The organism is Halomonas sp. 3F2F (assembly GCF_014897805.1).
Lineage (GTDB): Bacteria > Pseudomonadota > Gammaproteobacteria > Pseudomonadales > Halomonadaceae > Vreelandella.
Map to the genome: position 1 here is coordinate 1 of NZ_JABUZE010000007.1, position 11,622 is coordinate 11,622.

Below are 11,622 nucleotides of genomic sequence, written 5' to 3' on the forward strand. Positions count from 1 at the left end.
ATATTATCTGCGTCTGTGTGTCCGGGAAACTATAACCACTTCAGCTATTACATGGCGCAGAACCTAACACTGGATGGTAATACATTCAGAGATAGCCACTCTGTTGACCGTGAAGAATGGGTAGCAGAAGCCTCCGCAGGGCTTGCCATGGCCTGGGAGGACTGGCAAGTAACGTATGCCGCTGTTCAGCGTACTCGTGAGTTTGATGGGCAAGATGAGCAGGACAAATTCGGGGCGATTACGTTAACGAGACGTTTTTAGAGTGGCGATAAAAAGAAGCAATCAACGTATTATCGATACGCCTGTCAGTATGACGAAAGGGGATGTTTCCTCTCGTAAAATAGCACTTATGCAATGAACTGCGCTGACGGGAGTAGTCGACAGTGGTAATCTGCGGCACTTTGTTTCTTAACACTTAAGGACGTACCGTGAATATTAAAGCGAATCTCTCTATTCTAGATATTATTGGCCACTTGCTGATTTGGGTCGTGCTAACCATTATTACCTTCGGGATTGCACTGTTTTTCTTCCCTTATTCGTTTGCCCGCTTTGTGATTAACCGTACCTCGGTGGTCGATCTTGCAACAGGCGTAGAACGTAAAATGGTGTGTGATATCAATATTTTTAGCAATATTGGTCATATTATTTTGTGGATGATTATCTCAATTTTGACGCTCGGGCTCGGGTATATTTTTTACGTCTATCGTGTTTGGAATTACGCACTGAATAACTCTCGCGTCCAGTAACTGTTACCTAGTAAGAAGAAGTAGCTGCTTTCAAAGGCTTTTGTCACGCTGCGGCTCAATCGTTTGGGAGATGAAAGCCAGGTTTCTGCCCAGTTCTTGCCTCAAGTAGGAGCGCTAGAGCTGGGCTGACAAGGCTTTATTGGTTCTGAGCGCTTTGTCGGTGAAGGGAAGTGCCCCTATGGTGCCTAGTCTGGATGGTTTGTATAGATGGTCAGTGTGGATGCTTAATAAGCACTTTAACCAATCGCCGTACAATAGGAGATACTAGGTTAATTACCGGTAGAGCAACCGCAAAAGCAAATAGCCATGCCTTCAACCAAACAAAGATAATGCCCTCGATGAAGCCGACATTGTAGAGCGTAATCACCAGCGACATAATGCACGACATAAACAGTGCCATTAAGAAAGAAAATATCAGCTGGGCGTATTTTGGATCAAACATGGACTGCCTCTGTCAGACACACTATGAATAATGAAGTAAAAATCGCTAACTCAATCAGGATCGATAATGCAGTAAAGAGCGATAGTGGAACACGGTAAATCGCCATCCTTAGCGATCGTTAGCCAATGCGGCCGCCTTACCGGTTCACAGTTGTCCTTGGTTTAACGTTTATCTTCGGTCTTGTGATCAAAATCACTGGCATCGTGACGCTCGTGGAGCTGTTCGCCAGGCTCTCCCCAGGTGCGGTTAACCATTCGGCCACGTTGAACGGCTGGGCGTGCGTCAATCTCATCGGTCCAGCGTAAGACGTTCTGATAGGTATGAGCTTCTAAAAACTCAGCGGCTTCATACACGCGGTTTTTTACCAGTGCGCCGTACCATGGGTGAATCGCCATATCTGCGATGGTGTACTCATCACCCGCCATAAAACGGTTATCTGCTAAGTGACGATCCAATACATCCAACTGACGTTTCACTTCCATGGTATAGCGATCAATCGGGTACTGGTATTTTTCTGGTGCGTAAGCATAAAAGTGACCAAAGCCGCCACCCAGCATGGGCGCGCTGCCCATTTGCCAAAATAACCAGGATAGGCACTCGGTCCGCTTCGCTGGGTCGTTGGGTAAGAACGCAGCAAATTTCTCAGCTAAATAAAGCAGAATCGCACCTGACTCAAAGACCCGCTGGGGCGGAGTGGTGCTGTGATCCATTAGCGCTGGAATCTTAGAGTTGGGGTTTACCTCAACAAAGCCGCTGCCAAACTGATCACCTTCGCCAATTTGTATCAGGTGAGCATCGTATTCCGCTTGTTTAATACCCTGTTCCAGCAGCTCTTCAAGCATTACGGTGACTTTCACGCCGTTGGGGGTTGCCAGAGAGTAAAGCTGTAGCGGATGCTTACCCACGGGTAATACTTTCTCGTGGGTCGCACCAGCAACGGGGCGATTGATGTTAGCGAATTTTCCACCGTTACCAGGTTCCCATTTCCAAACCCGCGGTGGCGTATAGGTCGTGTTGTCGCTCATGATGTCCTCGCTATTCCTACAATAAAAAAGGGCGGTGCGGCGACTCACCCGAAATGTTGCGGCTACTAAGGCGTTATGGGGCCTTAAAATGTGGGTACAAGGATAGTGGGTTGTTAGTCTGATAATAAATAGTTATTTACCATGGAGAAATGTGATGCGGACTATTGGCGTATTAGGCGGTATGAGCTGGGAGTCGACACAAAGCTATTATCAGGCGCTAAACCAAGGGATTAATCAGGCTCTTGGCGGTTTTCACTCAGCGCAGATTGTGATGGTAAGTGTTGATTTTGCTGAAATAGAAACCCTGCAACAACAGGGCGATTGGCAAACTGCTGGCCAGTTACTCGCAAGCGCTGCCAAACGTATTGAAGAGGCTGGGGCAGAATGTTTACTGCTGGCCACCAATACCATGCACAACGTCGCGCCTGCGATTGAAGCCGCTATTCAGATTCCCTTTTTGCACATCGCCGATGCTACCGGGGAAAAATGTCAGAGTGATGGCGTGACTCGGGTTGGGTTGATAGGCACCCGTTTCACGATGGAGCAGGACTTTTACAAGGCGCGCTTAAAAGAGCGCTTTGGGATTGATGTCGTCATTCCGAATGAACAAGAACGTGCTGAGGTGCACCAGGTCATTTTCGACGAGCTATGCCATGGCCATATCCACGCCTCATCGCGTGAGCGTTATCTGGATATTATGACGTCGCTACACCAGCAGGGCGCCGAGGCGATCATTCTAGGTTGTACCGAGATAGCGCTGTTGGTTGAGCAGAAACACACCCAGATACCGCTTTATGACACCACCGCCCTGCACGCAAGCAAAGCGGTGGCTTGGGCGCTAGGTAATTAAACCAGCGTCAGAGTGACATCGATATTTCCGCGGGTAGCGTTGGAGTAGGGGCACACAATATGGGCTTTATCGACCAGTGCTTGGGCAACGTCTTTTTCCAAACCAGGCAAGCTAATTTTTAGCTCAACTTCAATGCCGAAACCGGTAGGAATGGCGCCAATACCGACACTGCCATCGATCTGGGTATCGTCGGACAGTTTAACTTTTTCCTGACTGGCGACGTGCTTAAGAGCACCTAGAAAGCAAGCAGAGTAGCCTGCAGCAAACAGCTGTTCGGGGTTAGTGCCTGCACCGCCGGCGCCACCTAGCTCTTTGGGTGTGCTGAGCTGAACATCCAGCGCGCCGTCAGAGGACTTAGCATAGCCCTCGCGGCCGCCAGTGGCGTGAGCATGTGCGCGGTAAGCAACAGTTTCAATAGACATAGGTTATTTCCTAAACTTGGTTGTTATGGACATAGTTGTTATGGGCATGGCTGTTATGAGCCAAACGTGTGTTTGGGGTTTTAATTTAGTGCAGCTTTATTTTGCGCGCAAGTGAATGGGTGAATAAATTGCCTACCCGGCCACAACGTTCAGCGGGTTACTTGACCTTAAGTAAGTTTTCGCGCAGTTGGACTAAATCCTCTTTCAGTTGGTTGAGTGCTTCAACCGACTTTTCGCTGGCGTTGACCACACAGCTGGGAATATGGCGCGCCTGTTCACGAAGCGAGCGGCCTTTATCGGTCAGGAATAACTCGACGACACGTTCATCTTGCAGGCTACGCTGCCGGATAAGTAGCTGATCACTTTCAAGTCGCTTTAGTAGCGGCGTTAACGAGCCAGGATCTGTAAGTAAGCGTTTGCTTAGGGTACCTACTGTTAGGCCATCTTCTTGCCACAGTACCAGCATGGCGAGGTATTGCGGGTAAGTGAGCCCCAGCTCTTTGAGCAGAGGTTTATAAACTTTGGTCATCATCAATGATGTTGAATACAGCGCAAAGCAGAGCTGGTGATCTAGCTCTAATTCGCTACAAGGGTCTAGCGCTGGCATGTCGACTCCAGGACAGGGTGCATAACGCGTAATGTAGCGCGCGGGGAAGTGAGTAGCTATCCCTAGACGTTGGTCGTAAGTTGGTCGTTTTGTTTTGACACCGCGTGTTGCGATAGCTAGCCTTCACGTATCGGATGTTACCGGTAACAATTTGTTGGAACATAAACTGCAAACCTGATGGCCGATACGATTCGATAGCCTTTCGGTAAATAGCCAACCAACAACAACGACTATTCTGGAGATAACGTCATGACAACGATTTGGCGCAGCACGCTTACTCTGGTCGGCGCGACCACTCTGACTTTTGGCATGGCACATGCTCAAGGCCCTGAACTTTCTGATCCGCCCGCGATTGAAGGCGACGTAGTGGCTGACCACGGCAGTCACACCTTGCGTATGGGCATTGGCCTGTCCGAAACATCGCCGCAGTTTCTCTCTAGCCAGTACTTCGGTGAAATTCTTGAGCAGCGTACCGATGGTCGTATTACGGTCAATGTTTTTCCCAACAGCCAATTGGGCGACGATGTCCAAATGATGGAAATGCTGCAAACCGGCACCTTGGATATGACCTATCCTTCAAGCTCTGCAACGACTGGGTACGTGGAGGCACTGTCAGCATTTGATTTGCCGTTCCTACTACCGAGCCGAGAAGCCGCAGTGGCTGTTATGCAGAGTGACGTGGCTCAGGGAATGCTGGATGCGTTCGAGGGTACAGGCTTAAAAGCGCTGACGTTCTCTGAAAACGGCTATCGCCAGCTGTCTAACAGTGCACGCCCTGTAGAATCACCAGAAGATGTGGCTGGCCTGGATGTTCGCGGCCTGAGCGTACGCACTATGCAAAACCCGGTTCACCTGGCAATTTGGGAAGCGTTAGGTGCCAACCCAACACCAATGGCCTTCGGCGAGCTATTTTCGGCGCTTGAGCAAGGCGTTGTAGACGGTCAGGAAAACCCGTGGAGTACCATCCTTACCTCTAACTTCAATGAAGTGCAGGATTACGGCACCGAAACACGCCATGTTTATACGCCATTTATCATGATGCTTTCCGAGCGTACCTGGAATCGCATGGCACCTGAGTACCAAGCGCTGGTGCAGGAAGCCGCCCGACAGTCGGCTGAGTACGAAATCCAACTTTCTGCCGAGTATGACGACTGGTCGCGTGATCAGTTAGAAGCACGCGGTATGCAAATTACCCGCTTAGATGATGGGCAGTTAGCCGCTTTCCAAGACGCCGTGCAGCCTGTTTATGAAGAGTGGGCGCCGCGTATCGGTGAAGATCTGATCGCTGAAATCCAGCAAATCGTCGAAGACAGCAGCCACTAATCTGCTACGTATAGCGCACCATCGGGCAGGCCCACACGCCTGCCCGACTTGTCAGTGCCCCTCGGAGTTCTTATGACTACCTCCTCTACTCCCCCAAACGTGGTGACCTCTACAGCACCAACGTTGGAAGATCCGTCGGTTTATTTGAACGACCCTAATCGCAAGCTGCTTGAAATTGATACTGAGGCTCGCCAGGGGCCTGCGCTGTTCCGCTGGTTAACACTCGCTATGGAGTATTTGATTGGCGCTATTTTGGCGGCGCTGATTGTCGCGGTTTCCAGTAATGTCGTTGGCCGCTCTGTGTTCAATCATTCACTGCCTTGGGTCGATGAGCTGGCGCGCATGCTGTTTATTTGGCTGGTCTTTATCGGCGCAGCGGCGGCGTTTTCACGCTATGAGCATATTGCTGTCGATGCGCTGGTGAGACGTTTGCCGTTGCGTGTCGCGCACATGCTCTATTGCTTACAACACCTGATTATTAGTGGGCTGATGCTAGTGATGATTTGGGGCGGTTATCAAGTGCTCACGCGCTCAAGTGGACGCTCCGCGATCATGGGCGTACCGCTAAGCTTGGTCAGCCTGTCGTTGGTGTTGTGCGTTATTTTTATCGCGGCGGTATCGCTCTGGCGTATGTGGGTCAGCGTGGGGGTTATCCGTCAACCACATCGCCAATCGGATGACTTACCAGGGGAGCGTTAATCATGCTGTGGATTTTTCTAGCCATATTATTGGCGTCTATTGTGATTGGATTGCCGATTGCGTTTGGCCTAGGGGTAGCAGCCTTAGTCATGGCGGTGCTGTCTGATATCCCGCTATCGATTATGATTGAGCAGTCAATTCGTGGCGTAAATAGCTTCCCGCTGCTGGCGATCCCCTTCTTTATTCTCGTCGGCGAAGTGATGAGTAATGGTGGTATTGCACGACGCTTGATGGAGCTTGCTGGCGCCTTAGTTGGCTTTATGCGCGGCGGACTTGGTCAGGTAGCGATTACCGGTTCGATGTTTTTTGGCGGGATTAGCGGCTCGGCGGTGGCGGATACCGCAGCGACTGGCGCAATGATGATCCCATCGATGAAACAGCAAGGTTACACCGCCGCAAATGCCACGGCGATTAACACCGTGTCGTCGGTGATCGGCATTATTATTCCACCGTCTATACCGCTTATTTTATATGGCATTGTTACCGAGACGTCGATCAGTCGTCTGTTTATCGCGGGGATTGTGCCTGGCCTGTTAATTGGCGCCGCGCTCATGGTGACCACCTTTATTCTGGCGAGCAAGCAGGGTGGCGGCGTTCGCCAATTCCGCTGGGATCGGTTGTGGAAAGCGTTTAAGGATGCCTGGTTAGCGCTGGTGCTCCCTGTGATCGTTATTGGCGGCATTATTGGCGGCGTGTTTACTGCCACTGAAGCCGCTGTGGCTGCTTTGCTTTACTCGCTGTTCATTTCTTTGCTGGTATACCGTGAATTTAAGCTCAGCGAGTTGGGCGGTATGTTAATTCGCACCGCAAGGCTCACTGGCATGGTGATGATGTTGTTGGCTTTTGCCACCGTTATTGCGTGGTTTCTAACCATTAACATGGTTCCACAAACCTTAGTGCGCCAAGTACAGGCGATTACCCAGGAGCCGTTTTTGCTGCTGCTGATCGTGGCGGGGCTACTGCTGTTAGTGGGGTTTGTAATGGACCTAACGCCAGCCATGGTGATTATGGCGCCAATGCTTGCACCGATCGTGACATCGGTGGGTGTTGATGCCGCTTACTTTGGCGTTCTAATGGCCTTTATTTTAGGCATTGGGTTGTTAACCCCGCCGGTTGGTACCTGTCTGTACGTTGGGTGTGGTGTCGGCAAGGTGTCTATGGAGTCCCTGGTAAAAGCCATGCTGCCTTACTACGCCGCCTTGATCGTTGTTCTGGTGGTGCTGATTGCGTTCCCTGGCATCGTTACTTGGCTGCCTGACCTCACCGCCGTGCGCGGCAATTGATAGGAGCATCGAGTGAATAAGCCATCACATCGTATTCTTGTCATGGGCGTTTCTGGATCAGGGAAGTCGCATATCGGACAGCAGTTAGCAGCAGCGCTGGGCGCAACGTTTATTGACGGTGACGACCATCATTCACCGGCTAATGTGGCGAAAATGGCCAGCGGCACGCCACTCAATGACAACGATCGTCGTGACTGGCTGGCAACGCTTGCTGACTTGTTCGCGGCTCATAAAGCGCGCAATGCGTCCGTGGTCATCGCCTGTTCCGGCCTTAAAAAACGCTATCGGGATCGCCTGCGCGAAGGTGACCCTGCGCTGCATGTTTTATATCTAGAAGGAAGCCATGCGCTTCTGCGTGAACGGTTAGCAACCAGGGCAGGGCACTTCTTTAAAGGTGATAATATGCTGGCAAGCCAGCTCGCCGATTTAGAGCCGCCAAGCAGTGATGAAGCGATGACCGTCTCCATTGCGCTATCGCCTAGCGAGATTGTCGAGCACTTTACGGCGGCGCTAGCGCCTACGCTACGCGTTCATTAGGCTAAAGGATGGGATAGGCGAGGGGCCGTACTATTCGCTATGGTATGGCTCCTGCGCATTTTACAGACCTGTATTTAGTAGGCTTACGTACTTAACAGACTTACGCACTTAACAGAACAGTCAGTGACGCCATTGAAGAAAAAACGCCCGACATTACAAGATATTGCTGATCGCGTTGATGCGACAAAAATGACCGTCAGTCGCTGCTTGCGAGACCCTGATACGGTATCAGAAGGACTTCGCGAACGTATTTTCAGTGTTGCTGAACAGATTGGCTATATTCCCAATCGGGCACCAGACCTGCTTTCTCGGGCTACCAGCCACTCTATCGGCGTGTTGGTACCATCGCTGACCAACCAGGTATTTGCTGATGTCATTGTCGGTATCGAAGCGTACACCGAGCCTGCCGGTTATCACTTAATGCTGTCTCACTACGGTTACAGCCCTGAGCTTGAAGAACGCAGTTTGGCCTCGCTGCTCTCTTATAATGTGGATGGCGTCATCTTGTCTGACCGCGATCACACGCCGCGTAGCCTGCGAATGTTGGAGACAGCCGGTATTCCTATTGTGGAAATTATGGATACCCGTCGCCCGCCACTACAGCAGGCGGTGGGGTACGATAACGTGCAGGCCGCTTACGATATGGTCAGTGAGATGATTCGCCGTGGCAGGCGTCAGGTGATTTATCTGGCTGTGCGTCTGGATGAGCGGACACGCCAGCGTGAGCAAGGCTATCGCCAAGCTATGGAAGAGCAAGGGTTAACGCCGATAACGCTGCAGAGCAGTCAGCGCTCTTCCTACAGCGTCGGGGCGGCGCTCATGCAGGAAATTCAACGAGATCACCCTAGTGCCGATGGTGTTTTCTGTACCAATGACGATGTTGCGGTTGGGGCTTACTTTGAGTGTTTGCGCCATGGCATTAATGTCCCCGAACAGATGGCGATTGCTGGGTTTCATGGTCACGATGTCGGCCAGGCGATGAGTCCGCGCCTTGCTAGCGTTATTACACCTCGGCAAGCCATTGGGGAAGCCGCTGCAAAAACGCTATTGTCGCGTATTCGTGGCGAAGCGCCTGAACACCAAGTAATGGATTTGGGGTATCGAATTGAGGCGGGTAAAACACTTTAGCTTCAGGGTGGCTAGCGGCGAGCCAGTAAACTCGATAGGCTGTTAATTAAAGATTGGTCATTAAAAAAGCCATTAAAAAATCGCTATAGAGAGCATGAGACCGCCGTGAATATTACCCAACTCATTGTCTACCCGGTTAAATCCTTAAAGGGAATTAACGTTACCCAAAGTGAACTCCATGGCCATGGGTTAGCCTGGGATCGCCGCTGGATGCTGGTGGATGCCCAGCAGCGTTTTGTTACTCAGCGCCAGCTACCACAGCTTGCCACCATCGCGGTCGAGTTAACCGATCAGGCATTGGTACTATCTCACCCGAAGGTAGACCCGATCGCGATTCCCCTTGAAGACCCCCAAGGTAATTTGCGCCTGGTAAAAGTGTGGAACGACCACTGCAAAGCAGTGCCAGAAAGCGAGGATGTATCGCACTGGCTTGTGGCGGCATTGGGCGAGCAAGCGCAAGGCATTAGCTTAGTGCGCTTTGCTACCGAGTTTACGCGTTCTGTTGAAGAAGATTTTCTGGCGGGAGGCGAGGCCCATACCTACTTTTCTGATGGCTACCCTTTCCTGATAACCACCACCGGCTCTCTGGATGCCTTGAATCAAGCGCTTGTTGCCAATGGGCAATCCTCTGTGCCGATGAACCGTTTTCGGCCGAATATTGTGGTCGATTGTGATGATGCCTGGGCGGAAGACCAGTGGGCCACACTCGCGGGCCAGAGTGGCTATGAGCTGACGCTTCGCAAACCCTGCCAGCGCTGCAAAATTACCACGGTGGACCAGCAAACCGGCACCGTGCCGGAACAGGCAGAACCACTAAAAACGCTGCTTTCCCTGAACACTCAGCCTCATCTTAAAGGCGCGCATTTTGGCCAAAACGCCACGCTAACTACCGGGCAAGGTAGCACTATTCGTGTGGGGGATGAGGTGGTGCCAACGCGCCGCGCGACCTAAGCCTTAATAGTCCGGTAGCAATGGCGGTGCCTGCTAGGGTAATGACCATGCCAGCCACCACTTGAAGACTCAGCGTCTCATTAAGTAGCAAGTATCCCCATAGCAGTGCGCTGACAGGGACCAAAAAGGTGACAGTTGAGGTGGCCGTGGCCCCTGCACTCGCTAATAGGCTGAAATAAAGTAGGAAGGCTAATGTGGTGCTTAGCATCGCCAGCGCCAGGGCGTTACCCCAGGCGAGCACGCTGACAGGCTCGCTAGGCCAGAGCAGCAAACCAGGTACCAGTAACACCAGGGCTGACATCGCGCTACTACCAGCCGCCAACACGCGGCTGGGTAGATGACTCAAGCGTGTTTTCGAGTAGTTACCAGCAAGTCCGTAGCAAAACGTGGCACCGAGTACCGCAACAATAAACCAGCCGTCGCCGCCTAGAGTGAAGTCTAGCCGGTCAGCAGACAGCACATACACACCCAGTAGCGCTAGTGCGAGACCAATGTACTGCTGACGTTGGATGGGGGTGGCAAAAAAGGCGGCGCCTAGTAGGGCCGTGAAAATCGGTGTGGTGGCGTTTATCAGCGAGGTAAACCCCGCCTCTAAACGTGTTGTCGCTAACGCCAACAATGAGAAAGGCAGCACATGATTCATCACACCCAGCAGGAGTAACGGTCCTTTGTGCTGCCAGATCAGCCGCAGGTAGCGCAGGCTCAGGAGCAGCGGCACCAAGAGCAAAGCACCAACTCCCATCCTGACTAACACTAGCGGAATAGCACCAAATTCCGGCGCGGCGACACGCATAAAAATAAACGATAGTCCCCATAGGGAGGAGAGCAAAACCAAACGCAGCGCATCAGCCGATGACATGATGTGTCCTTAGATTCATTGCGGCGACCATAGGTGTGGTGAGTGCCATAGTGCTGCTCAGCTTAACGATAAAGCGTTGGAAAGCGAATAGCGTATAACAGCTAAGAAGTAGTATAGACATGTTGATCGAGTAAATTCGGCAGCGGCGCCAGAATCAGCTACGCTGATTGAGTTGGCGGGCGCAGTGACTGCGTCCTAAAACGAGATGACGCTAACTATCAGAGGAAAGGAGAACGGAATGGATAGTAAAGCAAGCGCACGTTGGGAAGGTGGACTCAAAGATGGCCAGGGCAATGTGGCGACGGAAAGTGGAGCATTGGATGCTGGCTATTCGTTCAAACAGCGCTTTGAAGGAGCACCCGGCACCACCCCGGAAGAGTTAATTGGCGCTGCCCATGCAAGCTGTTTCTCAATGGCGCTTTCGATGATTCTTGGAGAGAAAGGCTTTACCGCTGATGCTATTGATACCAATGCGCGCGTAACGCTTTCACAAAGCGCAGATGGTTTCGATATTTCCAGCATTCATTTGGACGTTGTTGCCAGCGTAAGCGGTGCCGATGACGCTGCTTTTCAAGAAGCTGCTGAAACAGCTAAAGCGAACTGCCCTGTTTCTAAAGTATTAAATGCTGACATAACTATGGACGCAACCTTAAAGGGGTGATTCGAACGCCAGATAACGCCGAAAAGCGCTGCATGTATGCAGCGCTTTTTTGTTTGCCCGGCGAAGCCGGCAACCCCGGACACCTGAAA

General features: G+C 51.6%; 15 protein-coding genes. 10 read left to right on the forward strand and 5 right to left on the reverse strand.

Going from position 1 to position 11,622, the window contains the following annotated elements:
- On the forward strand, window positions 1-261 hold a 261-nt coding region (locus INT21_RS00415; RefSeq protein ID WP_193084731.1), incomplete at its 5' end, for a lipid A-modifier LpxR family protein.
- 167 nt (window positions 262-428) lie between these two features.
- Window positions 429-746 carry a DUF6693 family protein gene (locus tag INT21_RS00420; RefSeq protein ID WP_193060912.1) on the forward strand — a complete coding sequence of 106 codons (318 nt, stop codon included), beginning with the start codon at window positions 429-431 and terminating at the stop codon, window positions 744-746.
- 211 nt (window positions 747-957) lie between these two features.
- On the opposite strand, the gene INT21_RS00425 is transcribed toward INT21_RS00420, so the two are convergent.
- Both INT21_RS00425 and yghU read right to left on the reverse strand, forming a co-directional pair.
- Complete coding sequence (locus tag INT21_RS00425; RefSeq protein WP_193084732.1) at window positions 958-1,188, reverse strand: DUF2798 domain-containing protein; 231 nt, start codon at window positions 1,186-1,188, stop codon at window positions 958-960.
- Window positions 1,189-1,349: 161 nt separating this feature from the next.
- Complete coding sequence (gene yghU / locus INT21_RS00430; protein WP_193060487.1) at window positions 1,350-2,213, reverse strand: glutathione-dependent disulfide-bond oxidoreductase; 864 nt, start codon at window positions 2,211-2,213, stop codon at window positions 1,350-1,352.
- A 154-nt stretch (window positions 2,214-2,367) separates the two neighbouring features.
- Here yghU and INT21_RS00435 point away from each other — a divergent pair, with 154 nt between their 5' ends.
- A complete protein-coding gene (locus INT21_RS00435; RefSeq protein WP_193060486.1) occupies window positions 2,368-3,063 on the forward strand; it encodes an aspartate/glutamate racemase family protein in 696 nt (231 codons plus the stop codon).
- Here INT21_RS00435 and INT21_RS00440 read toward each other — a convergent pair.
- Window positions 3,060-3,485 (reverse strand): organic hydroperoxide resistance protein, encoded by a 426-nt coding sequence (locus INT21_RS00440; RefSeq protein ID WP_193060485.1) that lies wholly within the window; start codon window positions 3,483-3,485, stop codon window positions 3,060-3,062. The two genes, INT21_RS00435 and INT21_RS00440, sit on opposite strands and share 4 nt — an antisense overlap.
- Window positions 3,486-3,642: 157 nt before the next feature.
- Entirely contained in the window at window positions 3,643-4,092 is a 450-nt protein-coding gene (locus INT21_RS00445) for a MarR family winged helix-turn-helix transcriptional regulator (RefSeq protein WP_089038806.1), read from the reverse strand.
- A gap of 249 nt (window positions 4,093-4,341) precedes the next feature.
- On the opposite strand from INT21_RS00445, the gene INT21_RS00450 reads away from it, so the two are divergent.
- The 6 genes from INT21_RS00450 (at window position 4,342) to INT21_RS00475 (ending at window position 10,013) form a co-directional block, all read left to right on the forward strand.
- Entirely contained in the window at window positions 4,342-5,415 is a 1,074-nt protein-coding gene (locus INT21_RS00450; protein WP_193060484.1) for a TRAP transporter substrate-binding protein, read from the forward strand.
- Window positions 5,416-5,487: 72 nt separating this feature from the next.
- Window positions 5,488-6,114: a TRAP transporter small permease gene (locus INT21_RS00455; protein ID WP_193060483.1), complete on the forward strand. Its 627-nt coding sequence runs from the start codon at window positions 5,488-5,490 to the stop codon at window positions 6,112-6,114.
- A 2-nt stretch (window positions 6,115-6,116) separates the two neighbouring features.
- Window positions 6,117-7,397 carry a TRAP transporter large permease gene (locus INT21_RS00460; protein WP_089038803.1) on the forward strand — a complete coding sequence of 427 codons (1,281 nt, stop codon included), beginning with the start codon at window positions 6,117-6,119 and terminating at the stop codon, window positions 7,395-7,397.
- A 12-nt stretch (window positions 7,398-7,409) separates the two neighbouring features.
- A complete protein-coding gene (locus INT21_RS00465; RefSeq protein WP_089038802.1) occupies window positions 7,410-7,934 on the forward strand; it encodes a gluconokinase in 525 nt (174 codons plus the stop codon).
- A 132-nt stretch (window positions 7,935-8,066) separates the two neighbouring features.
- Entirely contained in the window at window positions 8,067-9,062 is a 996-nt protein-coding gene (gntR, locus tag INT21_RS00470; protein WP_193060489.1) for a gluconate operon transcriptional repressor GntR, read from the forward strand.
- Between the two features lie 105 nt (window positions 9,063-9,167).
- Entirely contained in the window at window positions 9,168-10,013 is an 846-nt protein-coding gene (locus INT21_RS00475) for an MOSC domain-containing protein (protein WP_193060482.1), read from the forward strand.
- Here the strand turns inward: INT21_RS00475 and INT21_RS00480 are convergent.
- Entirely contained in the window at window positions 9,967-10,872 is a 906-nt protein-coding gene (locus INT21_RS00480; protein WP_193060481.1) for a DMT family transporter, read from the reverse strand. The genes INT21_RS00475 and INT21_RS00480 overlap by 47 nt on opposite strands.
- 238 nt (window positions 10,873-11,110) lie before the next feature.
- On the opposite strand from INT21_RS00480, the gene INT21_RS00485 reads away from it, so the two are divergent.
- A complete protein-coding gene (locus tag INT21_RS00485; protein WP_038482328.1) occupies window positions 11,111-11,533 on the forward strand; it encodes an OsmC family protein in 423 nt (140 codons plus the stop codon).
- The last annotated feature ends 89 nt before the right edge of the window (window positions 11,534-11,622 follow it).